This window comes from Pseudonocardia adelaidensis (genome assembly GCF_039543345.1).
GTDB classification, from domain to species: domain Bacteria; phylum Actinomycetota; class Actinomycetes; order Mycobacteriales; family Pseudonocardiaceae; genus Pseudonocardia; species Pseudonocardia adelaidensis.
The window spans coordinates 1-25,114 of the sequence record NZ_BAABJO010000059.1; the positions used below are offsets into that span (position 1 = coordinate 1).

General features: G+C 72.5%; 25 protein-coding genes and 1 tRNA gene. 10 read left to right on the plus strand and 16 right to left on the minus strand.

What is annotated here, in order from left to right; translation table 11 throughout:
* Window positions 1–381 precede the first annotated feature (381 nt).
* The 5 genes from ABEA81_RS41110 to ABEA81_RS41130 all read right to left on the minus strand — a co-directional run bounded on the left by ABEA81_RS41110 (window position 382) and on the right by ABEA81_RS41130 (window position 3,053).
* The gene (locus ABEA81_RS41110) at window positions 382–720 is read right to left on the minus strand and encodes a GntR family transcriptional regulator (RefSeq protein WP_345613311.1); all 339 of its coding nucleotides are present in this window, start codon (window positions 718–720) and stop codon (window positions 382–384) included.
* Complete coding sequence (locus tag ABEA81_RS41115; protein WP_345613313.1) at window positions 707–1,600, minus strand: hypothetical protein; 894 nt, start codon at window positions 1,598–1,600, stop codon at window positions 707–709. Before ABEA81_RS41115 ends, ABEA81_RS41110 begins: the two co-directional genes overlap by 14 nt.
* A gap of 87 nt (window positions 1,601–1,687) precedes the next feature.
* A tRNA-Val gene (locus ABEA81_RS41120) sits at window positions 1,688–1,762 on the minus strand.
* 35 nt (window positions 1,763–1,797) lie between these two features.
* Complete coding sequence (locus tag ABEA81_RS41125; RefSeq protein WP_345613315.1) at window positions 1,798–2,259, minus strand: peroxiredoxin; 462 nt, start codon at window positions 2,257–2,259, stop codon at window positions 1,798–1,800.
* Between the two features lie 359 nt (window positions 2,260–2,618).
* The gene (locus ABEA81_RS41130) at window positions 2,619–3,053 is read right to left on the minus strand and encodes a DUF3052 domain-containing protein (protein WP_345613317.1); all 435 of its coding nucleotides are present in this window, start codon (window positions 3,051–3,053) and stop codon (window positions 2,619–2,621) included.
* Between the two features lie 195 nt (window positions 3,054–3,248).
* Here ABEA81_RS41130 and aceE point away from each other — a divergent pair, with 195 nt between their 5' ends.
* The 7 genes from aceE (at window position 3,249) to ABEA81_RS41165 (ending at window position 11,405) form a co-directional block, all read left to right on the plus strand.
* Window positions 3,249–6,032 carry a pyruvate dehydrogenase (acetyl-transferring), homodimeric type gene (gene aceE, locus ABEA81_RS41135; protein ID WP_345613319.1) on the plus strand — a complete coding sequence of 928 codons (2,784 nt, stop codon included), beginning with the start codon at window positions 3,249–3,251 and terminating at the stop codon, window positions 6,030–6,032.
* 191 nt (window positions 6,033–6,223) lie between these two features.
* Window positions 6,224–6,430 (plus strand): cold-shock protein, encoded by a 207-nt coding sequence (locus tag ABEA81_RS41140; RefSeq protein WP_343941531.1) that lies wholly within the window; start codon window positions 6,224–6,226, stop codon window positions 6,428–6,430.
* Between the two features lie 94 nt (window positions 6,431–6,524).
* Complete coding sequence (locus ABEA81_RS41145) at window positions 6,525–7,775, plus strand: PucR family transcriptional regulator (protein ID WP_345613321.1); 1,251 nt, start codon at window positions 6,525–6,527, stop codon at window positions 7,773–7,775.
* Between the two features lie 152 nt (window positions 7,776–7,927).
* Window positions 7,928–8,860 carry an ACP S-malonyltransferase gene (locus ABEA81_RS41150; protein WP_345613323.1) on the plus strand — a complete coding sequence of 311 codons (933 nt, stop codon included), beginning with the start codon at window positions 7,928–7,930 and terminating at the stop codon, window positions 8,858–8,860.
* On the plus strand, window positions 8,857–9,852 hold the full coding sequence (locus tag ABEA81_RS41155) for a beta-ketoacyl-ACP synthase III (RefSeq protein WP_345613325.1): 996 nt from the start codon (window positions 8,857–8,859) through the stop codon (window positions 9,850–9,852). The genes ABEA81_RS41150 and ABEA81_RS41155 overlap by 4 nt, the downstream gene beginning before the upstream one ends.
* Before the next feature lie 47 nt (window positions 9,853–9,899).
* Window positions 9,900–10,142: an acyl carrier protein gene (locus ABEA81_RS41160; protein ID WP_142099296.1), complete on the plus strand. Its 243-nt coding sequence runs from the start codon at window positions 9,900–9,902 to the stop codon at window positions 10,140–10,142.
* Window positions 10,143–10,169: 27 nt separating this feature from the next.
* Window positions 10,170–11,405 (plus strand): beta-ketoacyl-[acyl-carrier-protein] synthase family protein, encoded by a 1,236-nt coding sequence (locus ABEA81_RS41165; protein ID WP_345613329.1) that lies wholly within the window; start codon window positions 10,170–10,172, stop codon window positions 11,403–11,405.
* 212 nt (window positions 11,406–11,617) lie between these two features.
* Here the strand turns inward: ABEA81_RS41165 and ABEA81_RS41170 are convergent, their stop codons facing one another.
* On the minus strand, window positions 11,618–12,154 hold the full coding sequence (locus ABEA81_RS41170) for a hypothetical protein (protein WP_345613331.1): 537 nt from the start codon (window positions 12,152–12,154) through the stop codon (window positions 11,618–11,620).
* A 162-nt stretch (window positions 12,155–12,316) separates the two neighbouring features.
* Between ABEA81_RS41170 and ABEA81_RS41175 the strand changes: the two genes are divergently transcribed.
* The 3 genes from ABEA81_RS41175 to ABEA81_RS41185 all read left to right on the plus strand — a co-directional run bounded on the left by ABEA81_RS41175 (window position 12,317) and on the right by ABEA81_RS41185 (window position 14,498).
* Window positions 12,317–12,547: a hypothetical protein gene (locus ABEA81_RS41175; RefSeq protein WP_345613333.1), complete on the plus strand. Its 231-nt coding sequence runs from the start codon at window positions 12,317–12,319 to the stop codon at window positions 12,545–12,547.
* 134 nt (window positions 12,548–12,681) lie between these two features.
* Entirely contained in the window at window positions 12,682–13,845 is a 1,164-nt protein-coding gene (locus ABEA81_RS41180) for a sensor histidine kinase (RefSeq protein WP_345613335.1), read from the plus strand.
* Window positions 13,842–14,498 carry a response regulator transcription factor gene (locus ABEA81_RS41185; protein ID WP_345613337.1) on the plus strand — a complete coding sequence of 219 codons (657 nt, stop codon included), beginning with the start codon at window positions 13,842–13,844 and terminating at the stop codon, window positions 14,496–14,498. Before ABEA81_RS41180 ends, ABEA81_RS41185 begins: the two co-directional genes overlap by 4 nt.
* Window positions 14,499–14,521: 23 nt before the next feature.
* On the opposite strand, the gene ABEA81_RS41190 is transcribed toward ABEA81_RS41185, so the two are convergent.
* From ABEA81_RS41190 to ABEA81_RS41235, 10 genes are all read right to left on the minus strand, one after another.
* Window positions 14,522–15,985, minus strand: coding sequence for a peptide MFS transporter (locus tag ABEA81_RS41190; RefSeq protein WP_345613339.1), 1,464 nt, complete (start codon window positions 15,983–15,985; stop codon window positions 14,522–14,524).
* Window positions 15,986–16,105: 120 nt separating this feature from the next.
* Window positions 16,106–16,594, minus strand: coding sequence for a DUF3145 domain-containing protein (locus tag ABEA81_RS41195; protein WP_345613341.1), 489 nt, complete (start codon window positions 16,592–16,594; stop codon window positions 16,106–16,108).
* Window positions 16,595–16,739: 145 nt separating this feature from the next.
* Complete coding sequence (locus ABEA81_RS41200; RefSeq protein WP_345613343.1) at window positions 16,740–17,639, minus strand: hypothetical protein; 900 nt, start codon at window positions 17,637–17,639, stop codon at window positions 16,740–16,742.
* Between the two features lie 80 nt (window positions 17,640–17,719).
* A complete protein-coding gene (locus ABEA81_RS41205) occupies window positions 17,720–18,781 on the minus strand; it encodes an MBL fold metallo-hydrolase (protein WP_345613345.1) in 1,062 nt (353 codons plus the stop codon).
* A gap of 85 nt (window positions 18,782–18,866) precedes the next feature.
* Window positions 18,867–19,313, minus strand: coding sequence for a hypothetical protein (locus tag ABEA81_RS41210; protein ID WP_345613347.1), 447 nt, complete (start codon window positions 19,311–19,313; stop codon window positions 18,867–18,869).
* Complete coding sequence (locus ABEA81_RS41215; RefSeq protein WP_345613349.1) at window positions 19,304–20,065, minus strand: SDR family oxidoreductase; 762 nt, start codon at window positions 20,063–20,065, stop codon at window positions 19,304–19,306. Before ABEA81_RS41215 ends, ABEA81_RS41210 begins: the two co-directional genes overlap by 10 nt.
* Before the next feature lie 109 nt (window positions 20,066–20,174).
* Complete coding sequence (locus ABEA81_RS41220) at window positions 20,175–21,032, minus strand: SMP-30/gluconolactonase/LRE family protein (protein ID WP_345613351.1); 858 nt, start codon at window positions 21,030–21,032, stop codon at window positions 20,175–20,177.
* 85 nt (window positions 21,033–21,117) lie between these two features.
* Window positions 21,118–23,955: a vitamin B12-dependent ribonucleotide reductase gene (locus ABEA81_RS41225; protein WP_345613353.1), complete on the minus strand. Its 2,838-nt coding sequence runs from the start codon at window positions 23,953–23,955 to the stop codon at window positions 21,118–21,120.
* Window positions 23,956–24,160: 205 nt separating this feature from the next.
* Complete coding sequence (gene nrdR / locus ABEA81_RS41230) at window positions 24,161–24,625, minus strand: transcriptional regulator NrdR (protein WP_345613355.1); 465 nt, start codon at window positions 24,623–24,625, stop codon at window positions 24,161–24,163.
* Window positions 24,626–24,784: 159 nt separating this feature from the next.
* Window positions 24,785–25,114, minus strand: a 330-nt coding sequence (locus ABEA81_RS41235) for a hypothetical protein (protein WP_345613357.1), incomplete at its 5' end; no start/stop codon positions are given.

Sequence of the window (25,114 nt, forward strand, 5' to 3'; positions counted from 1 at the left end):
GCCCCTGCGCCGGCCTGACCCTCTACGCCGTCCTCCGCGAACTCCAGACCCTCCTCAGCATCTGGACCGGCGCATGCCACACCTGCAAACGCCCCTACCCCGCACCGACCTAACAAAGCCCTACTAGCTCGCGCAAGAAGTACTGCCTGCGGCGGGATGTGCGGCCGCGCGGGGCGCGGGGACTGGCCGGAGGCCGCATGCCCCGCGCGAGCGCTTGCAGTTGCTCGGGCAGAGCGCCGCGTGGCGCCGGACGCCGTCCTGAACAGGCACGAGGGCCGTGGGCCGTGGGCCGTGGGTCCTCTGTCGATGCCGCGCTGCCGTCGCCGCGCAGCCTTGCGGGCAGGTACCCGTGGAGATCGCGGACTTACTGTGCGGCGCCAGCTACCGTCCCGTCACCGCCCGGCTGTGGTACTGACGGCCGAACGCAGGCCGCTCTCCCTCGACACCAAAGATCAAACCCCACTCCCGCAACAGATCCAATGCCCTCTTCACCGTCGATGGCGAAAGCCCACGCTCGACGGCCAGTGCCTTGACGCCTGGGAGGTGGCTGCCCGCGGCGTACTCGCCACCGACGATTCTCTCCCACAGCTCGACCGCGAGCCGCTCCCGCGGACTCCGCGGCCGGCACAGCACGCGCTCGACGTCATCGGTCGGCGCAGCTGGCCGCGCCGGCCCGCGCTGCGCCAGCGCCGCAGCCGCACGCTGGTCAGCCTCCGCCACCCACGCCGCGTAAACCCGGAGCGTGGTCACCCCCCTCCCCCACCATGCCCGAGCCGACCCGCGACGGTCCGCACATCGACGCCGGCTGCGATGAGTTCTGCAACACGAACGCGTCTCGGGTGAGCGGAACGCCGAGGGCCTCGCACCGCGCCGTGCAGCGCTCGAGGTGCTCCGTGAGCGCGGTGACCGTCTCCGGGTCGAGGGCGACCCGGCGCTGCTGGTGGGTCTTGGTGTCCTTTCTCGACCCGCTCCGTCCCGTGCTGCGCGATCGCGCGGCGGATCGTGAGAACGGCGTTGGGCAGATCCACGTGCAGCGCCAGCGCACGCCCTTCTCGAACGCGCCGCGGAGGACGAAGTGGATGTGCCGGATCGTCGTCGACGACAGACTGTTGCAGCGGTGCGGGCGGCATCGCGAGTCGCACTGGTGCGGCCGCGGCGTCCGGTGGTCGACCAGGCCCCGGGAGCGGTCGCAGTGGATCCGGCACCTGCGCAGCTCCGCGTCCACCGAGTCCAGGGCCTCGACGTCGACCGAGCTGGCCTCGAGCCGGCCCACGAACGGCCGGACATGCTTCGTGCAGTACTTCGCGTACATCATCCGCGTCGTCTCGGCGACGTCGAGCGTCTCCAGGTAGCGGTCGAGCAGCTGGTCCAGGGTCGCGTTCGTCGTGGGGTGGCGGCGCTCGTCGATCTGGGAGAGCAGCCGGCGCAGCGCCTTCTCCGCCTCCTTCTCGGCGTTGGGCGTGCCTGCCGGGATCAGCTCGCGGAGGTAGTGCTTCTTGCCGGACAGCGGGTCGATGTTCGAGTAGGCGTACACGCGGAGCGAGCCGCTCGGCAGCTCCTCGATCCCGCCCTGCGGGCGCCGGCGCGAGGTCCTGGTCATGGAGCGGAAGCTAGGACGCACTCACTCCACGAACGGCTCCACGCGAGCGTAACCGCAGGTCAGCGCGTTGCAATGTCCTGGTCAGAGTGGTGGGCGCGGCAGGGATCGAACCTGCGACCGCTCGGGTGTAAACCGAGTGCTCTCCCGCTGAGCTACGCGCCCGGAGGTGCCGGGCCGCCGCGGCGGCCCGGCCGAGGTCAGGCGACCGAGGCCAGCGCCTTCTTCCACGCCCCCTGGTCGCGGGCCTCCCCGGGGGCGTTCACCTCGGCGAACCGCACGATCCCGGTCTTGTCCACCAGGAACGTGCCGCGCACGGCCATCCCGCGATCGGCGTGGAACACGCCGTAGGTCTTCGCCAGCTCACCGTGCGGCCAGAAGTCCGACAGCAGGGGGAACTGGTAGCCCTCCTGATTCGCCCAGGCCTTGAGGGCGAACACGTGATCGACCGACACGCCGAGCACCTGGACGTCGTCGTTCTGGAAGGAGCCGAGGTCGTCCCGGATGGCGCACAGCTCGCCGGTGCAGATCCCCGAGAAGGCGAACGGGTAGAAGACGACCAGGACGTTGCGCCTGCCGCGGAACGCCGAGAGCGTGACCTCCTGGTTGTTCTGGTCCTTGAGGGTGAAGTCGGGGGCCTCGGTGCCGACCTCGGGCGCCATGAGCGGATCTCCTCGCTGCGAGCGGTGCGTTCGCCCGGAAGCCTAGCCGGGCCCGGACCTCTACGGTGCGGACGGGAGGTGCGGATGGGGGCCGCGAACCCATACCTCACCCGGCCCGAGCGCGGCAACCCGGCGTACCGGCAGCCGGACCGGTGCAGTGGCGGGGCGACTGCGGCGCCACCGACCCGAACGGATGTCGATGTTCACCCGGCCGTGGGCGTGCGCTGTGCCGGGCCGGCTACGACCCGGATGGGCGGCCGTGGCGGGATCGCACACGCGGCCGGTGGTGACGCTCTACGCCGTTCGTTCGCTCCGACGAGCTCCGCTCAGCGCCGTCCGTTCGCTCCGACGAGCTCCGCTCAGCGCCGCGGCTTGGCCGCCTTCGGCGACACCAGCCGCGAGCCCACCCAGCTCTCGCTGACGGTGACGTTGGAGGTCTGGGAGAGCCCGGCCGTGGGCGCGGCCTCGGCGATCTCGCTGGGCTCCACGTGCCCGGGGCGGCCGGTCTTGGGCGTGAGCACCCAGATCACCCCGTTCTCCGCGAGCGGACCGATCGCGTTGATCAGGGCGTCGACGAGGTCCCCGTCGCCGTCGCGCCACCACATGAGGACGAGGTCGATGACATCGTCGGCGTCCTCGTCGAGCAGGTCGTCTCCCGCTCTCTCCTCGACGGCGTCCCGCACCGCCTCGTCGACGTCGCTGTCCCAGCCGAGCTCCTGGACAACCATGCCCGGCTCGACGCCGAGCTTTCCCGCGATGTCGGACGTGCGTCCGGCATCATCCGCGGCGACCACGCGTGTACCCCTTTGCCTCGTGCAGTGCTCGTTGCCGGTGTCCTGTCCCCCGACTCCGGCCTCGTTGGTTGCGGAATCCGAACACGACGACTGTCCGGCGCGCAACCACTCGTTACGAGATCGAGCGCCGAGGGGCACGATAGGGGACGCGAAGACACATCACCTACCGAGACAGAAGCAAGGCAGGGAGATCCCTTGACCGGCCAGAACACCGACGGCAGTGCCCGGACCTCCGGGACGGGGCCGCGGCGCGTGCACGTCATCCGCGACGGGCTCGCCGCCCACCTGCCGGACATCGATCCCGAGGAGACGGCCGAGTGGCTCGACTCCTTCGACGCCGTCCTCGACGCAGCCGGGCAGCAGCGGGCCCGCTACCTCATGCTGCGAATGCTGCAGCGGGCCCGGGAGCGCCACGTCGGTGTCCCGTCGCTGACCAGCACGGACTACGTCAACACCATCCCCACCGACCGGGAGCCGTGGTTCCCCGGCGACGAGGAGACCGAGCGGGCCTACCGGCGCTGGATCCGCTGGAACGCCGCCATGACGGTGCACCGCGCGCAGCGGCCGGGGATCGGGGTCGGCGGGCACATCTCGTCCTACGCCTCGTCGGCCACGCTGTACGAGGTCGGGTTCAACCACTTCTTCCGGGGCAAGGATCACCCGGGTGGGGGTGACCAGGTCTACATCCAGGGCCACGCCTCCCCCGGCATCTACGCCCGCGCGTACCTCGAGGGGCGCCTGTCGGAGGACCGGCTCGACGGGTTCCGGCAGGAGCTCTCGCACGGCGGGGCGGGCCACGGTCTGCCGTCGTACCCGCACCCGCGGCTCATGCCGGACTTCTGGGAGTTCCCCACGGTGTCCATGGGCCTCGGCCCGATGAACTCGATCATGCAGGCGCGGTTCAACCGCTACCTGCACGACCGCGGCATCCGCGACACCTCCGACCAGCACGTGTGGGCGTTCCTCGGTGACGGCGAGATGGACGAGCCGGAGTCCCGCGGCCTGATCCACATCCCCGCCACGGAGGGGCTGGACAACCTCACGTTCGTCATCAACTGCAACCTGCAGCGCCTCGACGGCCCCGTCCGCGGCAACGGCAAGATCATCCAGGAGCTGGAGGCCTTCTTCCGGGGTGCGGGCTGGAACGTCATCAAGGTGATCTGGGGCCGCGAGTGGGACGCCCTGCTGCACGCCGACCGCGACGGCGCCCTGATCAACCTGATGAACCAGACGCCGGACGGCGACTACCAGACCTACAAGGCCAACGACGGCGGCTACGTCCGTGACCACTTCTTCGGGCGCGACCCGCGCACGAAGGCGCTGGTCGAGCCGATGAGCGACGCCGAGATCTGGAACCTCAAGCGCGGCGGGCACGACTACCGCAAGGTCTACGCGGCCTACGCCGCGGCGCTCGAGCACCACGGCCAGCCGACGGTGATCCTGGCCAAGACCATCAAGGGCTACGGCGTGGGCCCGAGCTTCGCGGGGCGCAACGCCACCCACCAGATGAAGAAGCTGTCGCTCGCCGACCTCAAGCAGTTCCGCGACGAGCAGCGCATCCCCATCTCGGACGCCGCGCTCGAGCAGGACCCCTACCTGCCGCCGTACTACCACCCGGGCGAGGACGACCCGGCGATCCAGTACATGCTCGAGCGCAGGCGGGTGCTCGGCGGGCCGGTGCCGTCGCGGCGCGCGTCGGCGAAGCCGCTGGTCCTGCCCGGGGACAAGGTCTACGACGTCGTGCGCAAGGGCTCGGGCAAGCAGGAGGTCGCCACCACGATGGCGTTCGTCCGGCTGCTGCGCGAGCTCGTCAAGGACTCCGAGATCGGCGGCCGGTTCGTGCCGATCATCCCGGACGAGGCGCGCACGTTCGGGATGGACTCGATGTTCCCGACCCAGAAGATCTACAACCCGAACGGGCAGCAGTACACGTCCGTGGACGCCTCGCTCATGCTCGCCTACCGCGAGAGCGAGGAGGGCCAGCTGCTGCACGAGGGGATCAACGAGGCGGGCTCGGTGGGCTCGTTCATCGCGGCGGGCACGTCGTACGCCACGCACGGCGAGCCGATGATCCCGGTCTACGTCTTCTACTCGATGTTCGGGTTCCAGCGCACCGGCGACTCGATCTGGGCGGCCGCCGACCAGATGGCCCGCGGCTTCCTGATCGGCGCCACCGCGGGGCGCACCACGCTCACCGGCGAGGGACTGCAGCACAACGACGGGCACTCGCTGCTGCTCGCGTCCACCAACCCGGCCGTCGTCGCCTACGACCCGGCGTTCTCCTTCGAGGTGGCGCACATCGTCAAGGACGGGTTGCGGCGCATGGTCGGCGAGGACCCGGAGAACGTCATCTACTACCTGACGGTCTACAACGAGCCGTACGTCCAGCCCGCCGAACCCGAGGGCGTCGACGTCGACGGGCTGCTGCGCGGGATCTACCGGTACGCGGCGAGCCCGCGCGCCGAGGGCCCGCAGGTGCGCCTGCTCGCCTCCGGCGTCGCGCTGCCGTGGGCCCTGCAGGCCCGCGACATGCTCGCCGAGCAGTGGGGCGTCGGTGCCGAGGTGTGGTCGGTGACGTCGTGGGGCGAGCTGCGCCGCGACGGGGTCGAGTGCGAGCAGCACAACCTGCTGCACCCGGACGCCGAGCCCCGCGTCCCCTACATCACCCGCGCCCTGGGTGAGGGCGGCCCGGTCATCGCGACATCGGACTGGATGCGGGCGCTGCCCGACCTCGTCCGCCAGTGGGTGCCGGCGCCGTTCACCAGCCTCGGCACCGACGGGTTCGGCCTGTCCGACACGCGGCCCGCGGTGCGCAGGCATTTCAACGTCGACGCCGAGTCGCTCACGGTGGCGGCGCTGGAGGCGCTCGCCGCTCGTGACGAGTTCGACCGCGGTGCGGTGGCCGAGGCCGCGGCGAAGTACCGGATCGACGATCCGCAGGCTGCCGGACCGCAGACGAGCGACAGCGGTGTTGCATAGGGCGTGGCATAACAAAAGGTGAAAAAGGCTGGTCATTGACTCTCGGCAGGGAGGCCCGAACACGATACGCTCCGGCGCGACGCCGGCCGCGAGTGATCGCGAACGGCGTCCCGACCGGGGCGCACAGCGTTGAGCGCCAGGCGGCGCGAGGCCGGGGGCAGTGCCCCGGCACCAGCACGAGGAGAGCGGGAATGGCAGAGGGCACCGTCAAGTGGTTCAACAGCGAGAAGGGCTACGGCTTCCTCGCTCCTGACGGTGGTGGTGCAGACGTGTTCGTGCACTACTCGGCGATCCAGAAGAACGGCTACAAGAGCCTCGACGAGGGCGAGCGGGTGTCGTTCGACATCGAGCAGGGGCAGAAGGGTCCGCAGGCCACCAAGGTCACTCCGCTCGGCTGAGAGCCGATCCCCGCAGGTCCCGGCGCCCCGGCGCCGGTTCGTCCGCCGATCTCCCGACCACGTCGGGTCCGGTGACCCGTGCGATGCTGCCCGGGTGACCGACCACGGGGCGCGGGCGCCCTCCGGGGTGTCCCCGGCCACCTTGCGCAAGCTCGAGCTGGCCGCGGGTGACCTGGCAGCTGCCTGCCTCGCGGCCATGGCGAGGCGCCAGCCGTGGTTCGCACGCTTGTCCGCGGACCTGCGTGCCGGGGTCCAGCTCGTCACGCAGACCGGCGTGGCCAACTTCGTGGCGTGGATCGGCAAGCGCGGTGCGTCGCCGCCGCTCACGGCCGAGGCGTTCCGCATCGCACCACGCGATCTCGCACGCCGGCTGACGCTGTCTCAGACCGTCGACCTCGTCCGCATCGCGACGGAGGTGTTCGAGGAGCACCTCCCGCCGCTCGCCGCCGACGAGGCCGAGCGCCGCGCGCTGGTCGAGGGTGTGCTGCGCTTCGGGCGGGAGATCGCGTTCGCCGCCGCCACGGTGTACGCCGGGGAGGCGGAGAGCCGGGGCGCGTGGGACGCGCGCGTCGAGGCCCTCGTCGTCGACGCGGTGGTCCGCGGGCCGGGCCCGGACGCCGGCAACACCGCGTCCGGCAACACCGCCCGCAGCTGGGTCGACGGCCTGGTCTCGCGCGCTGCCGCGCTCGGGTGGGATCCCGCAGAGCCGCTGCGCGTCGTGGTCGGCAGCCCGGCTCCGGAGGCGCCCGAGGAGCTGCTGTCGGAGCTGCGCCGCGAGGCCGACCGGTCGGGGCAGTCGGTGCTGGTCGGTGTGCAGGGCAGCCGGCTCGTCGTGTTGCTGTCCGAACCACCCGGCCTGGACACCGGTGGCGACATCGGCACGGTCGTCGAGGCGTTCGCGCCCGGCCCGGTCGTCGTGGGGCCGCGCGCCGCCGACCTCCCCGGCGCGCACGCCAGCGCCCGCGACGCGCTCGCCGGCCTGCGCGCGGCGCCGGCCCGGCCGGACGCCCCCGCCGCGGTGGCCGCCGACGACCTGCTGCCCGAGCGCGCCCTCGTCGGCGACGCGGTTGCGCACCGCAGGCTGGTCACCACCGCGATCGACCCGCTGATCGCGGCCGGAGGGGAGCTGCTGGCGACGCTCGCAGCGTTCCTCGAGAGCGGTGGCGCCCTCGAGGCGTGTGCCCGCGCGCTGTTCGTCCACTCCAACACCGTGAGATACCGGCTACGGCGGGTGACCGAACTCACCGGGCTCCGCCCGACCGACCCGCGCGACGCGCTGGTGCTGCGCATCGCGCTGCTCGCGGCACGGCTCGAGGACGGGCGGGACCCGATCGACGGCGGCTGATCTGCACAGATCCGACAACCCGATCGGCGGCGCCAGGGTTCTTCGCGGATCATCCGGACCGTGTCGTTGGAGGAAACCTCCAAAACCTTCCCGCCGAGTTCGTGGGCACGACGCATTCCGGCACCCACCCCGGTCCCGGTTTGCTACGTGCCGTGATCGCCCTGCTCGCACCCGGCCAGGGATCTCAGACCCCGGGCATGCTCGACCCGTGGCTCGACGACCCCGCGGCCGAGGAGACACTCGCCCGATGGTCCGACTCCACCGGTCTCGACCTGCGCAGGCTCGGCACCACCGCCGGGGCTGACGAGATCAAGGACACCGCCGTCACCCAACCCCTCGTCGTCGCCGGCGCGCTGCTGGCCGCGAGCCGGCTCACCGCCCGCACCGCGCTGCCCGCCGCCGCACCGGCCGCAGGCCACTCCGTCGGTGAGCTGGCGGCGGCCGCGGTGGCCGAGGTGCTCACGGCCGACGCCGCCGTGTCGCTCGCCGCCGTACGCGGCCGCGAGATGGCCGCCGCCTGCGCACTGGCTCCCACGGGCATGAGCGCGGTGCTCGGCGGGAAACCCGACGAGGTGCTGGCGAAGCTCGCCGAACTGGGTCTGGATCCGGCCAACCGCAACGGCGCAGGTCAGGTCGTCGCGGCCGGGCCGCGGTCCGCGCTCGCCGAGCTCGCGGCCGCGCCGCCCGAGCGGGCCCGCGTGATCCCGCTGCAGGTGGCCGGCGCGTTCCACACCCGGTTCATGAAGCCCGCCGAGGACGCGATGCGGGCCCATGCCGAGACGGTCACCCCGGCCGACCCGGTGCGCCCGCTGCTGTCCAACGCCGACGGCGAGGTCGTCACCGACGGCGCCGACGCGCTGCGGAGGCTCGTCGCCCAGGTCACCGTGCCGGTCCGCTGGGACGCCTGCATGGCCCGCCTGCGCGAGCTCGGCGTCACCGCGGTGATCGAGCTGCCGCCGGCCGGCACGCTCGTCGGGCTCGTCAAGCGCGACCTGAAGGGCACGGCGACGCTGGCCCTCAAGACTCCTGACGACCTCGACCGGGCCGTCGACCTCATCACCGAGCACGCGGGAGCCGACACGTGACCGAGAAGATCCAGCTCCGGACCGCCCCCACCGTGGCGGGCGCCCGGCTCCTCGGTCTGGGCAGCACCCAGCCCGAGAACGTCGTGACCAACGACGACCTCGCGCAGCGGATGGAGACCAACGACCAGTGGATCCGCGAGCGGGTCGGCATCCAGAGCCGCCGCATCGCGGAGGAGGGCACGTTGCTGGTCGACATGGCCGCCGAGGCCGGGTCGCGGGCGGTGAAGGACGCAGGCATCGCGCCCACCGAGATCGACACGGTGATCGTGGCGACCTGCACGATGCCCACGCCGATCCCGAACGCCGCAGCGCAGACCGCCGAGCGGATCGGGATCCCGTCACCCGGCGCCTTCGACCTCAACGCGGCCTGCGCCGGCTTCTCCTACGGGGTCGGTACGGCCGCCGACCTGGTGCGCGCCGGGTCCTCCCGGTACGTGCTGGTGATCGGGGCGGAGAAGCTGTCGGACTGGATCGACTGGACCGACCGCTCCACCGCGATCATCTTCGCCGACGGCGCAGGCGCCACCGTCGTCGGTCCCGCAGCCGACGAGGCCTCGGTCGGCGTCGGCCCCCTCACCTGGGGCAGCGCGGGCGACATGGCCCAGACGATCCACATCAACCCGGAGACCAGCGCGCTCTTCCAGGAGGGCCAGGCGGTCTTCCGCTGGGCCACCACCAAGATCGCGCCGGTGGCGCTGAAGGCGATCGAGCTGGCCGGCCTCACCCCGGCCGACATCGACGTCTTCGTGCCGCACCAGGCCAACCTGCGCATCGTCGACGCCGTGGCCAAGCGGCTGCGCAAGGAGGGCGCCCGGGAGGACATGGTCGTCGCCGACGACATCGTCCACTCCGGCAACACCTCGTCGGCGTCGATCCCGCTCGCCATGGACCACATGCGTACCGACGGGCGCCTGCGCCCGGGCGACGTCGTACTGCTCGCCGGGTTCGGCGCAGGCCTGTCCTTCGCCGGCCAGGTCGTCGTCTGTCCTTAGTATTCCCCCTGATCAGCTCCAGTCCCCCACCAGAAGGAGAACGCACCGTGGCCGATAACACCGAGATCCTGAGCGGGCTCGCGGAGATCGTCGAGGAGGTCGCAGGCATCGACACCGCCGAGGTGTCGGCCGAGAAGTCGTTCGTCGATGACCTCGACATCGACTCGCTGTCGATGGTGGAGATCGCCGTGCAGGCCGAGGACAAGTTCGGCGTCAAGATCCCCGACGACCAGCTCGCCGAGCTCAAGACGGTCGGCGACGCCGTCGACTACATCGCGAAGAACCAGTGACCCGCTGCGGCGGGACCGGGAGGGGTCATGACGTCTGAGGTCGACGTCGTCATCACCGGGCTCGGCGCGACGACCCCGCTCGGTGGGGACGTCGCATCGACCTGGGAGGGCATGCTCAGCGGTCGCTCCGGTGTCCGGCGGATCAACGACGACTACGACTGGATCGACCGCTACGAGCTGCCGGTGAAGATCGGCGCACCGCTCGCGGTCGAGCCCACCGAGGTCCTCTCCCGGGTCCAGGCCCGGCGCCTGGACCGGGTGGAGCAGATCGCGGTCGTGGCCGCGAAGGAGGCCTGGGCCGACGCCGGGGAGCCCGAGGTGGAGCCCGAACGGCTCGCCGCGGTGGTCGGCACCGGCATCGGTGGCGTCACCACGCTGCTCGCGCAGGACGACCTGCTCGAGACCCAGGGGCTGCGCAAGATCTCGCCGCTGACCGTGCCGATGCTGATGCCGAACGGGCCCGCCGCGTGGGTGAGCCTCGAGTTCGGTGCGCGCGGCGGCGTGCACGCACCCGTGTCGGCGTGCGCCACCGGCGCGGAGGCGCTGGCCTGGGCGCTCATGCTGCTGCGCAACGGCGAGCTGGACGTCGTGATCGCCGGCGGGGCGGAGGCCTGCATCACCCAGCTCACCGTGGCCGGCTTCGTGCAGTCGCGCACGCTCTCGCAGCGCAACGACGAGCCGGAACGCGCCTCCCGGCCGTTCGACACGGGCCGCGACGGCTTCGTGCTCGGCGAGGGCGCCGGGATCATGATCCTGGAGCGGGCCGAGTTCGCCGCCGCGCGCGGTGCGCGCGTCCACGGCCGGCTCGCCGGCGCCGGGCTCACCGCCGACTCGTACCACATCACGGGCCCCGAGCCCGAGGGCGTGGGCCAGTCGCGGGCGATCGGCAAGGCCGTCCGCGATGCGGGGCTGGAGCCCACGGACATCGGGCACGTCAACTGCCACGCCACGTCCACGGTGGTGGGCGACGTGGGCGAGACCCGGGCGGTGCGCAAGGCGCTGGGCGACCGCCCCGTGCTCACGGCCCCGAAGGGGTCCTTCGGGCACCTGGTCGGTGCGGCGGGCGCCGTCGAGAGCATCATCACCGTCCTCTCGATCAAGGAAGGCGTCATCCCGGCCACCCTCAACCTCGAGGAGCTCGACTCCGGCGTCGAGCTCGACGTGGTGGCGGGCGAGCCGCGCAAGGTCGACCTGCAGGCCGCGGTCTGCGACTCGTTCGGCTTCGGCGGCCACAACGCCGCGCTCACCTTCACGAAGGCCTGAACGGCGTCCAAGCCCGCACTCGGAAAGCGGCGGAGCCGCTCGTACTTGCGAGCACGCAGCCGGCACCGCTGCGGGGTCTCAGGCGTCGTCTCGCGAGGAAAGCCCCGACGTGGTGAACTGGACTGGCGTTCGTGAGGAGGGGCTCCCGGAGCGAGACGGCGTCTGAGGTTCCGCTACCGGCACCGCAACGCAAGCCATCCTGAGCTCTCCCTCTAGCACGCCTCCCGCGCGGAACTGCCGCCCCCGGTCAGGTCGATCAGGGGCGGCGTTCCGCGCATCGGGAGGGTGGAGCGCCAGCAGATGCGACCGACCTGCAGGTCCGACGGCGCGTTCTCCACCGCTTGCGTGCTGATGAACCGCACCCGCACCAGCAGGCCGCCCCCCGGTCCCGCGTCCGGGTCCGGGTCGATGCGGTCGACCCTGATCGAGCCGTCCCGCGTGGTGGCATAGGCCTTCTGCCACTCCGCCTCACTCATCGCCTCCGCACGGGCCGGCACCACCGTCGCGCGCCACTGCGTGTAGTCGCGGCCGTTGATCGCGTCGTAGTGGCGCTGCAGCTGCGCCCGCACCTCCTCGGCGGCCGGGTGCTCCGCCGCGTCCGGCGAGAGCTCCACCTCGCTCGACCCCGCACCATCCGCCGGGACTTCCGGCGGTCCCGACCGGCCGCGCGACGCGAGCGCCGTGGCGCCCCCCGCCACCACCAGCACCGCAAGGACGATCGCGACGACCGCCGTCGCCGAACGGGTCACCGGCCCGTGCCGCGTGCATCCACCGCAGCCCCCCTCGAGTTCTCGTCGACGATCAGTGTGCCTGGCGGCCCCGGGACGGCCGACGAGGGGCCGACGATCTCCACCCGCATCTCCACCCGCGGGCGGTCCCGCCCGGCGTGGCCCGTACCTAGCGTTCCGCCCATGGAAACCGTGCTGACCTTCATGTTCCTGCGGCTGCTGCTCATCGGCGCCGTCGCGCTCGGCGTGGCGCTGCTCGTCGCCGTGATCGTGCTCGTCGCCCGCCGCACCGGACGCCTGGGCGACGCGCGCCGCGCCGCCGGCCCGATGGCGCGCGCGCTCGGCGAGCGCCAGGACGCCTGGGGCATCATCGGCCGCGGCGTGGCGCGTCACCTGGACGGGGACGGGCGATGAGCGACGCGGAAGGGATCATGAGAGCGATCCTGGTGGAGCGGCTGCTCGTGATCGGGGTCGTGTTCGCGGGGCTGGTCGTGCTGGTGCTGGTCGTGGGGCTCGTCCTGCGCAGGCCCAGGAGGTAGGAGGACGTGATGGCCGGGTCGGCCGGAAGCGCGGTGCAGCGGCTGTGGGCCGCGCTGCGCGCAGGCGGCCCGGAGACGGGCTGGCTGGACCGGCTCGTCACCTCCGCACTGATCGTCGGGCTGCTCGCGACGGCCCGGCCGCCCGCCGGGTGGGTGTGGGCGTGCTGGGGCGTGACCGTGGCCGGCTGGGTGCTCTTCCTCGCGGGCGACCGGCGGTGGAGGGGGACGGCCCAGGTCGGGCTCGGCGTGGCGGCGGTGGCCGCGGCGCTCACCGCCGGCGCCGACGACGACACCGGCCTGGTGTTGACGTTCGTCGTGCTCGCGATGTTCACCGCGCTGCCGTCGAGCCCGCCCGGGCTGTCGCTCACGGTCGTGGCCGCAGGCACCGCCCTGATCACGGCGTCGGAGCTGGCCATGGGAGCCCCCGTCACCCGGGTCGGGCTCTACGTCGGGATCGCGGCGTTCACGACGCTCACCGGCCTGTACCGGCGCCAGTTCCACCTGCGCGCGGTGGAGACGGCGCAGCTGCTCGAACTGACCCGCGGGGCCCAGGCGGAGCGCGCCCGCGCCGCCGCGCTGGACGAGCGCACGCGCATCGCCCGCGAGCTGCACGACGTGCTCGCGCACTCGCTCGGCGCGCTGGGCGTCCAGCTGGAGCTCGCCACGGCGCTGCTGGAGGACGGCGACTCCGACCGGGCACTCGACCGGGTGCGCCGCGCCCGCCGCCTCGCCGCCGACGGACTCGACGAGGCACGGGCCGCGGTGAACGCCCTGCGCACCGACGCGCTGCCGCTCCCGGAGGCGCTCGCCGAGCTCGCCGAGCGGCACGGGCGCGACCACCTCGGCGCCCACGCCCGGGTCGAGGTGCGCGGTGCCACCCGCCCGGTGCCGGCCGCCGTCGGCGTGTCCCTCACCGGCGCCGCCCGGGAGGCGCTCACCAACGCCGCCCGGCACGCGCCCGGCGCCCCGCTGCGGGTGGTGCTGGAGTACCGCCCGGACTCCGTCGCGCTCACGATCGCCAACGGCCCGCCGCCGCGGCCACCGGTCCCGCGCTCCGGGCCGCCCGGCGCGGGCCTCACCGGCATGCGCGAGCGGCTGGCGCTCGTCGGCGGCAGGCTGCGGGCGGGCGCCGACGGCCAGGGCTGGACGGTCGAGGCGGAGGTGCCGGTGTGACGCAGGTGCGCGTCCTCGTCGTGGACGACCAGGCCGTCGTCCGGGACGGCCTGGTGGCCCTGCTCGGGCTGGCCGACGGCATCGAGGTCGCCGGTGCCGCCCGCGACGGCCAGGAGGCGCTCGACATGCTGCGGGGCGGCACCGGGTGCGACGTGGTGCTCATGGACCTGCGCATGCCCGTGCTCGACGGCGTGGCCGCCACGGCGCGGATCGCGCGCGACCACCCGTCCGTCGCGGTGCTGGTGCTCACCACGTACGCCGACGACGACTCGGTGGCTGCGGCGCTCGCGGCCGGGGCCCGCGGCTACCTCACGAAGAACGCGGGCCGGGCCGAGATCGCGGCGGCGATCCGCTCGGCCGCCGCGGGCCAGTCCACGTTCGACGCCGGGATCGCGGGCCGGCTGGTGGCCGCGCTCGTGGACCGCACGGGCGCCACGCCCGTCGCCCCGGAGCGCGACGGGCTGACCGCGCGCGAGCGCGAGGTGCTCACGCTCATCGCGAAGGGCCTGTCCAACGCCGAGATCGCCGCGGCCCTCGTCGTCGGGCAGTCGACCGTGAAGACGCACATCAACAACGCGTTCGCCAAGATCGGCGTGACGAACCGGGCCGACGCGGTGCGGTACGCCTACCGCACCGGCCTGGCCCAGCCGTAGTCGACAGCGTCCTACGCCGTGTCCTAGTGCACGCCCTCCATGTGCCGGGAGATCCACGGGCTGAGCGCGAGCACGACCAGCCCCACCACGATCACCACCAGCCCGTTGACCCCGAAGTAGGCGAACTCGGCGTCGACCGAGTAGAACTGCGCCAGCACCCCCGACATCGACGTCCCCAGGCCGACCGAGAAGAAGTACAGCGCCATCATCTGGGCGCGGAACGACTCGGGGGCGAGCTTCGTGGTGACCGACAGCCCGATCGGCGAGATCATCAGCTCCGACACCGCGAACAGCCCGAGGATCACCAGCACGGCGATCGCGGGAGTGCTGCGGCCGGTGCCGCCCGCGAAGATCAGGAAGGCGAGGAACGCGATGCCCATCCCGATCACGCCGTAGGAGAACTTGCGCGGCGTCGACGGTGCGCGCCGGTCCAGCCTGGTCCACATCGCCGCGAACACCGGGGACAGGATGATGATCCAGATCGGTTCCAGGGAGCCGACCCACGACGAGGGCGCGGTCCAGCCGAAGATGGTCCAGTTCATCCGCTCGTCGGAGTACACCGCGAGCACCGTGAAGATCTGCTGGAACAGCGACCAGAACGCGGCGTTCGCGATGAAGAGCGGGATGTAGGCGCGGACCTTGGTGCGCTCGCTCGGCGTCACCCTCGGGCTCGAGAGCATCGTGGCGAAGTACGCGATCGACGCGAGGGCCAGCACCACGCTGGTGACGCGCGGCAGCGCGGCGAGCGGCACCACCTCGGTGAACGCCACGACCGCGAGCACCACGACGATCGCGACGCCGATCCCGATCGCCTTCGGCCGCGCCGAGGCCGGCAGCGGGTTGGGGGGTTGCTTGCCCGCGGAGCCGAGGTTGCGGCGGAACGCCGCGTACTGGACGAGGCCGAGCGCCATGCCGACGGCCGCGGCGGCGAACCCGACGTGGAAGCCGATCGTGTCCTGCAGCAGCCCGGTGACGAGCGGCCCGACGAAGGCCCCGAGGTTGATGCCCAGGTAGAACAGCGTGAAGCCGCCGTCGGCGCGCGGGTCGCCCTTCGCGTACAGGGTGCCGAGCAGCGAGGACGCGTTGGCCTTGAGCGCGCCGCTGCCCAGAGCGACCAGCACGAGCCCGACCGCGACGCCGGTGAGCCCCGGCAGCACCGCGAGCGCGATGTGGCCCAGCATCACCACGACGCCGCCGTAGAAGACCATCCGCTCCATGCCGAGCACGCGGTCGGCCAGCCACCCGCCCAGCACGGTGCTGAGGTAGACCGTGCCGCCATAGGCGCCGACGATGCCGGTCGCGGTGGCCTGCGGCAGGCCGAGCCCGCCCTGGTCCAGGCTGTAGTACAGGTAGTACCCCAGGATCAGCAGCATCCCGTAGAACGAGAAGCGCTCCCAGAGCTCCACCCCGAACAGGTTGGTGAGCCCGATCGGATGGCCGAAGACGGTCCGGCTGGGCACGCCGGACGGCTGGACGGTTTCCGTCACCGTTGCCTTCTTTCGCTCGACGAACGGCGAGGGATCGCCCCGCCGCGATCACCGGCGATGCTAGACCGAAACGCACGGTCAACGGGCCGCCACGGGTGGTACGCGTGGAATGTCCCGGAGTCAGCCCACCTGGTGCAGGAGGGTGCCCGCAGCCCCGTCGCCGGCGAGCCGGAACGGCTCGAGGGCGTCGTCCCACGCCGAGCCGAGCAACTCGTTCAGCCGGCCCGCGAGCCGGCTCGCAGGCACCTCCGCGAGGAGGCTGCGCAACCGGTCCTCCCCCACCACGATGTCGCCGTTGGCGCTGGTCCGCCCGTTCCACAGGCCGAGCGTGGGCACGTGGCAGAACCGCTCGCCGTCGACACCGGGGCTCGGCTCCTCGGTCACCTCGAACCGCAGCATCGGCCACGCGCGCAGCGCGCCCGCCAGCGCGCCCCCGCTTCCGGCAGGCCCGGTCCAGCCGCACTCGGCACGCAGCTGCCCGGGAGCGGCGGGTTGGGGGGACCACTGCAGCGAGACCTTCATGCCGAGCACGCCGGAGATCGCCCACTCGACGTGCGGGCAGACCGCAGTTGGCGACGAGTGGATGAAAACCACGCCGCGTGCGTTCACTGCAGACCTCCAACGTCGACGAGGAACGTCTTCCCCTACGCCCTCGAACGTGGCCGGCCCGCCGGTCTCGGTTGTGGTGATCAGTCTGCCCGGTCCCCCGCGACACGTCCAAACACGACGGCCGCCCCGGGCGTGTCGCGCCGGGTCACCAGTCGGGCAGGACGGCGCCGTCGAGGTAGCTGTTGTCCTCGAGCACGGCGCGTCGCGACACCCGCAGCGGCGCCTCCTCGGCGTCGCGGCGGAATCGGTTGCCGCTGATCCGCACGTCGGACGGGGCGCCGGGCTCGTCCTCCCGGAGGGTGTAGCGACCGCCGCCGAGGGTGTTGCCGCGGATCACGATCGGCCCCTCGTCGCGCCCGAGCGCCTCGTCCGGGTCGAGCAGCACGGCGCTGCCGTCCCCCGGCCCCACCTCGACCTTGTTGTCCTCGACGAGCACGTCCTGGCCGCTGCCGCGGATCACCAACGCCGACGCCTCCCGGCCGGGCGGGGTGGCGAAGTCGTGCACGGTGCTGTTGCGCAGGCGCGCCGACTCGCCGAGCCTTGCGCCGTCGCCGGTCACGCCGCTGATCTCCACGCGCTCCCCGCTCCAGCGGTCGCCGCCGATGGCCGCCTCCGGGAAGTCGCCGGTCAGGGTGACGTCCTCGATCCGGACGGACCCCCTCGCGGTGGTGACGATGCCGAAGGGCTGGGTGCCGTCGCCGACCACGCGGCTGCGGCGCACGACGACCTCGGGCGCGTCCACCACGACACCGCCGCAGATCTCCCAGCCGTCCACCACCGCACCGGGCGACGTGATCGTGCGGGCCGCGCTCGGGCACAGGCGCAGCGTGGCGGGTACGCCGACGCTGCCCCGCGCGGGCGCCACGTAGGGACCGGCGGCGGCGCACTCCAACGCCGCGACGGCGGGCGCGAGTGCCACCGTCGGCGGGGCGAGTGCCGGGAACGTCGTGCCCTCGGTCGCGACGACGACACCGGCGACGGCGAGCACGCACGCGGCGAGCCCGAGACCGGTGCGGGCGATCACACGCCCGGTGGCCCGGCTCATGGTCGCCTCTTCATGGCGCAAAGGGTACGACCGGACGGGCGCAGTGTCGTCGCGAGGTCTCTACGAAGAGTGAATCGTTATCACGATGTGTAGTGACGGATGCCGTCCCGATCCTCGGCCGTGACGACCTCGCGCTCGGCCAGCACCTCCAGGTGCGCACCGGTCTCGATGGTCGCGAGCATCCGGTTGAACAGGTCGAGCTCGCCGAACGGGGTGTCGCGGCGGGTCCACAGCAGCGCGCCGGCCACCTCGAAGGCCGTCGAGCGGCCGTCCTGCACGGCGGCGAGCGTGGTGTCGAGCCGCTTCGCGTGGTGGGCGACCAGCTCGTCCACCCGCTGGTGGACCCGCATCCCGGTCGCGCCGTGCGCGGGCAGCAGCACCGCGTCCGGCCGCGAGCGCATGAGCTCGAGCGAGGTGAGGAAGTCCGCGAGCGGGCTCGCGGCGGGCGCGGGCTCCAGACCGAGCGACGGGGTGATCCGGGGCAGCACGTGGTCGCCGGCGAACAACAGCTCGCCCGCCGGGTCTGCGAACACGACGTGCCCCCGGGTGTGCCCGGGCGTCGCGACCGCCTCGAGCTCCCGCTGGTCGGGTGTGCCCTCCCCCACCAGGATGCGCGCGCCGTCGTCGATCCAGTCGTCGGGGAACTCGTACTCGGCGGGCTCGACCGGCGGTGGGACGTGCCGTTCCAGCTCGCGGACGAGCTCGTGCGCGCCCAGGCCGAGCAGCTGCTCCCGGTGGTGGCGCTGCCCGGGACGCGTGCGGCGCAGCGCCTCGAGCCCCGGTTGCTCACCGCGCCCCAGCGCCACCCGCATGCCGAACTCCCGCCGCAGCACCACCGCCTGCGTGTAGTGGTCGCGGTGGATGTGCGTGACGAGGAACCGGCGCACGTCCACCAGCCCCGCGCCGAGCCCGGCGAGCGCCGTGGACAGCACCTCCCGCGACTGGGCCAGCGCCCACCCGGCATCCACCAGGGTCAGCCCACCACCGTCGGCCAGCGCGTAGACGTTGACCGCGCGCAGGCCGTCGTTGGGCAGTGGGAGCGGAATCCGGTACACACCCGGTGCGCACCGGTACACCCCTGGCGCCGTCCAGTCGCCCGCCGGGTCATCGTCGACGATCACGCGGGTCCTCTCTACGGTCACGCCTCGACACGCTACGTCGCGCCGTCGCGCACGCGAGCGGGTGTGGTGAGCTGCACAGCCCGGTGGGACCCTGCCGACGGGCCGGCTAGCGCTCCTCCAACCGCCCGCTCAGCACGAGCACCACCACCAGCACGGCGATGTGCACCACCGTCCCGGCCGTCTGGGTCACCGCATCGACCGGCGGGAAGTGGGACAGGTGCAACGCGTGGTACGCCGCGTGCGGCACCGCGGCCGCCAGCACCGCGATCGCGGCGAGCCGTACGGTCGCCCGGTCCGCCCGCAGCGCGGCCCCCACCAGCACCACCGCCAGCGCGAGGTTCAGGGCGCCGAAATCGCGCACGAGGTGCTCGTTGTACGGCGGGAGCAGCGCCACCCAGGGATGTCCGGGGAGCGGGAAGCCCTCGTAGAACACCAGGGGCACGGCCAGCGCCCACATCCCGGCGGCCCCGTGCCCGGCGGCGAGCACCCCGAGGATGCCCACCACCGTGCCGCGCACCCGCGCCTCCCGGTCCACGCCCTCGGTCACCGCCATGCCGCGCTCCGGTTCCGCTCGGCGAGGTAGGAGGCGAACGTGACGCCGCCCTCGGCGTGCCCCGGCGTCAGGTGCCCACCGTCCCGGTACCCGCGGGCCACCCGCCCGGGCACCCGGACGGGCAGCACCGGCCGGCGCCTCCGACGGGCGGCGAGCCACGTGCGGGCGAGGTCGGCGAACGGGAGCACCTCGGGCCCGCCGAGGTCCGGCGCGCGTCCCACCGGTTCGGCGCCCGCCAACGCCACGAGCCGCGCGGCCACCTCCCGCTCGTCGATCGGCTGCACGTCCGTGCCCGCCGGCACGGGCAGCACCGGGAGCCGGGCCGCAATGCCGAGCAGGCGGTCGAGCAGCGCGTGGAACTGGGTGCTGCGCTGCACCGTCCACGGGAGACCCGAGCCCGCGACCGCGTCCTCGACCGCGCACCGCTCCCGGTAGTAGGGCAGGGGCACGCGGTCGGCGCCCACGATCGAGATCAGCACGACGTGGGGGTGCGCGCCCGTGCTCCGGGCCGCCGCCATGAGCTGCCGGATCCCGGTCACGTCGCGCCCCGGCCGGGTGGCCGCGTGCACGACGACGCCGACGTCCCGCACGGCCTCCGCGATCCCGGCGCCGGTGACCAGGTCGCCGGTCACCAGGCCCGGTCCCCGCTGCCTGCTGAGCACCCGCGGTTGCGACCCGGCGTCCCGCAGCAGGCGCACCACCTCCCGGCCCACGGTGCCGGTACCGCCGGTCACCAGGATCGGTTCTTCCATCACGCCACCTCCTGACGGCCCCTCCTGTTCGAAGGACTCCGCAGCCCGTCAGGACGTGACAACGTCAGAAGTGGCGCCGACCACTCCACGACGGCGCGAACAAGTCGCGTCAGACGGTGAGGCGCACGAGGCGCGCCGGCTTCTCGCGGTGCGGGCTTCCGAACCTCTCCCCCGCGGTCGTCACCCACAGCCGGGTGCTGTCCCGCGGATCGACCGCGACGGCGGTGCTGGTCTCGATGCCCTGGTCGCGCCCGGCGATGTCCCTGTGGCTGCCGTCGGGCTCGAGCTGCCGGACGCTGTCGAACACGTGCGTGGCGAGGAACATCCGGCCGTCGGGATGGATGTCGAAATCGTCGGCCAGCAGCTGCTCCGCCACGATCTCGAGGTCGCCTGCGGTGGCACCGAGTCGGACCCGAAGGACCAGCGCCCGGGAGGTGCTGGTCAGGTAGAGGTGCTCCCCCCGGACGGTGACGCCGTTGACGCCGGGGACGCCGCCGGACTCGGCTGCGGGCGACAACAGCTCGTGCTCCAGCCACACCGTGGACCGACCGGTGCCGGGGGCGACGGCCAGCAGGAGCCCGCGAGCCGAGTCGGTGACGAACAGCTGCTCGCCCGACCGCGCCATGCCGTTGCCGAAACGCAGCTCGGGAAGGTCGCACACCTTCTCGACACCGCTCTCGCCGACCCGGTCGAGGCGCCAGCCCTCCTGGCCGATGTCGCCCGAGACCACCAAGGCGCCATCGCCGTCGGCGACGATCCCCGTGGGCATCCCGGAAACCTCGGCGAAGACCTCACGGCTGCCGTCGGCCGCCACCCGGTCGACGCGGCGGTGGCTGGTGAGCGTGACCAGCCAGCTGTCCTCCGGGCCGGGCGCCAGGTTCTCGGCGAACGTCCCGGGTTCCCACTCGGTGATGATCTCGGCGGGGACCTGGTGCGGGTCGCCCGTGGGCGAGGTGGGGCTGGTCACGCGGTTCTCCTCCCCGTAGGCAGGCCGCGTGGGGCGGAGGGGGAGCCGGCCATGAGGTCGGCTCCCCCTCCACCCGCGGCACCGCTCAGCTGCAGCCGCTGGTGGAGCCGCAACCCTCGCACAGGTAGCAGGAGCCGGCCGGCCGCATCTTGGTGCCACACGTCATGCAGAGCGGCGCGTCGGCCGCCTTGCCCAGGCGCAGCTCCAGGAGCTCGGTGGAGCTGCCCACCTCGACGGGCGCGGGCGCCACCGGCTTCGCGGTGTCCTTCTCCTCCGCGGGCGCGGCGTCGACCGATGACCGCAGGCCCTCCATGTCGACCTCGCCGAACCCGGCGCCGTAGTCGGTGCCCGCCACCTGCGCCGTGCGCTCCTCGGCGGAGAAGATGCCCAGTTCCGCGCGCTTCTCGTACGGCAGGTGGTCGAGCGCGAGCCTGCGGAACAGGTAGTCGAGCACGCTCGTGGCGATCCGGACGTCCGGGTCGTCGGTCATGCCTGCCGGCTCGAAGCGCAGGTTGGAGAACTTCGAGACGTAGAACTCGAGCGGGATGCCGTACTGCAGGCCCACCGAGATCGACATCGAGAAGGCGTCCATCACGCCGGCGAGCGTGGAGCCCTGCTTGCCGAGCTTGACGAAGATCTCGCCGAGCCCGTTGTCGGGGTACGAGCCCGCGGTGAGGTAGCCCTCGGCCCCGCCGACCGTGAACGAGACCGTCTCGCTCGGGCGCTTCTTCGGCAGCCGCCGGCGCACCGGACGGGCCTCCACGACGGTGGTGGCCTCCGCCGTCTCGGTCTTGCGGGCCTCCTTGCCGGCCGAGAGCGGCTGGCCCACCTTGCAGTTGTCGCGGTAGATGGCCAGGGCCTTGAGGCCGAGCTTCCAGCCCTCGAGGTAGATCTTCTCGACGTCCTCGACGGTGGCCTCCTCCGGCATGTTCACCGTCTTGGAGATCGCGCCGGACAGGAACGGCTGCACCGCCGCCATCATCCGAACGTGGCCCATCGGCGCGATGGACCGCTCGCCCATCGCGCAGTCGAACACCTCGTAGTGCTCCTGCCGCAGACCCGGCGCGTCGATGACGTGGCCGTGCTCGGCGACGTACTCGACGATGGCCTCGACCTGCTCGGGCTGGTACCCCAGCTTCACGAGTGCGCGGGGCACCGTCTGGTTGACGATCTGCATCGACCCGCCGCCGACCAGCTTCTTGAACTTGACCAGCGCCAGGTCGGGCTCGATGCCCGTGGTGTCGCAGTCCATCATCAGGCCGATGGTGCCGGTGGGGGCGAGCACCGAGGCCTGCGCGTTGCGCCACCCGTTGCGGGCGCCGATCGCGAGGCTCTCCTGCCAGACCTTCGTGGCGAGCTTGTGGACCGGCGTGCTCGCGGGCAGCGTGCGCACGTCGTCGTTGGCCGCTGCGTGCTTGCGCATCACGCGCTGGTGGGCGTCGGCGTTGCGGGCGTAGCCCTCGTACGGGCCGACGACGCCCGCCAGCTCGGCGGACCGCTTGTACGCCGCGCCCGTCATCAGCGAGGTGATCGACGCGGCGAGCGCCTGCCCGCCCTCGGAGTCGTAGGCGTGACCGGTGGCCATCAGCAGCGCGCCGAGGTTGGCGTAGCCGATGCCCAGCTGGCGGAACCTGCGGGTGGTGTCGGCGATCGGCTCGGTGGGGAAGTCGGCGAAGCAGATGGAGATGTCCATCGCCGTGATGATCAGCTCGACGGCCTTCTGGAACCGCGCGCCGTCGAACCGGCCGTCGTCGCCGAGGAACTTCAGCAGGTTCAGCGAGGCGAGGTTGCAGCTGGAGTTGTCCAGGTGCATGTACTCCGAGCACGGGTTGGACGCGGAGATGCGGCCCGACTCCGGGCAGGTGTGCCAGTCGTTGATGGTGCTGTCGTACTGGATGCCGGGGTCGGCGCACTCCCACGCGGCCTGCGCGATGGTGCGGAACAGCTTCTTGGCCGGGACGCGGTCGATGACCTCACCGGTCATCCGGGCGCGCAGCCCGAACTCCGAGTCGCTCTCCACGGCCCGCATGAACTCGTCGGTGACGCGCACCGAGTTGTTGGCGTTCTGGTATTGCACCGAGGTGATGTCGGAGCCGCCGAGGTCCATGTCGAAGCCCGCGTCGCGCAGGACGCGGATCTTCGCCTCCTCCTTGGCCTTGGTCGCCACGAACTCCTCGATGTCGGGGTGGTCGACGTCGAGCACGACCATCTTGGCGGCCCGCCGGGTGGCCCCGCCCGACTTGATCGTGCCTGCGCTGGCGTCGGCACCGCGCATGAACGACACCGGCCCGGACGCCGTGCCGCCGGAGGAGAGCAGCTCCTTGGACGAGCGGATGCGGGAGAGGTTGAGGCCGGCGCCGGAACCGCCCTTGAAGATCAGCCCTTCCTCGCGGTACCAGTTGAGGATCGACTCCATCGTGTCGTCGACCGCGAGGATGAAGCACGCGCTCACCTGCTGCGGCGAGCTGGTGCCCACGTTGAACCACACCGGCGAGTTGAAGCTGAACACCTGGTGCAGAAGCATCCACGTGAGCTCCTGGGCGAACACCTCGGCGTCCTCGTCGGTGGCGAAGTACCCCTGCTCCACCCCCGTGCGGTGGTAGACGCCCACCACCCGGTCGATCAGCTGCCGCAGGCTCGACTCGCGCTGCGGCGACCCGGCGGCGCCGCGGAAGTACTTGCTGGTGACGATGTTGGTGGCGTTGATCGACCAGGAGGCGGGGAACTCGACGCCGCGCTGCTCGAAGTTGACCGTGCCGTCGCGCCAGTTGGTCATGACGACGTCCCGGCGCTCCCAGGTGACCTCGTCGTACGGGTGCACCCCGGGTGTGGTGTAGAGCCGCTCGACGGTGAGGCCGGCCTGCTTCCCCTTTGCGCTGCTCCTCTTTCCGCGTCCCGATGCGGCGCCGACGGTCTCGGTCATGCTCTCCCTCTCCTCGCGCACGCGGGCTGGGGTCCACGATGCGCTTTCCTGCGGTGCGGCGGTTGTGTGGCGGCGGTTGTCTGGCTGCGGTTGTGTGGCTGCGGGTGTGTGTGACAGCGGTGCATTTCGACGTCGTGCGGTTCCGGCTGACGGGCACGCGGGATCGCCGGCCGGCGGAGCCGGTCCGGTCGGGTCGGGCGGGCGGTCAGTCGGGCGGGTCGGCGCCCGGTGGTCTGCGCAGGTCGGCGATCTCCTTCTCGAAGTCCTCGATCGAGGAGAACGACCGGTAGACGCTGGCGAAGCGCAGGTACGCCACCTCGTCGAGCTCGCGGAGCGGGCCGAGGATGGCCAGGCCGACCTCGTGGCTCGGGATCTCGGCGGTGCCGCCCGCGCGGACGGCCTCCTCCACGCGGTGGGCGAGCTGCTGGAGCGCGTCCTCGTCGACGGGGCGGCCCTGGCAGGCCCTCCGGACCCCGCTGACGACCTTCTCCCGGCTGAACGGCTCGGTGACGCCGCTGCGCTTGACGACGGCGAGCACCGGCTCCTCGACCGTCGTGAACCGGCGGCCGCACGCCGCGCAGGACCTCCTGCGGCGAGTGGCCTGGCCGTCGTCGACCTCCCGGGAATCGATCACCCGGCAGTCCGAGTGGCGGCAGAACGGGCAGCGCATGGGCGTCGCCCCCCTTCTGCAGAACCCCACCTGTTGTCGAACGACACGAGTGTAACCACAACATGTAGGGGCATGGGAAGCAGGACACCCCTATCGGTACGGGTGTGTCGACCGAACGGGACGATCCGCACGAGACCACCGGACCACCACCGCGGAGCGTCAGTCGAAGCTCACTGTGAGCACCTGCCCGGGGTGCAGGGGCACCGATCCGAGCGAGTTGTCGGTGACGATCCGCTCGGCGATGTCGGCGACCTCCGGACCCGACGCCTCCGGCGCGAGCCGCTGCGCGACCTCCCACGGGGTGCGCTCGGACCCGACCGTGACGACGACGGGGCCGTGGGACGCGTGCGCCACCCCCTCGGCGGCCCGGACCGCGGCCGCGTCGTCGGCCAGCACGCCGAGCCCGACCACCACGGCCGCGGCCGCGACCGTGACGGCGAGGCCGGCGAGCAGGCCGCGGACGCGGGCCACCGCGACCGGGACGGCGAG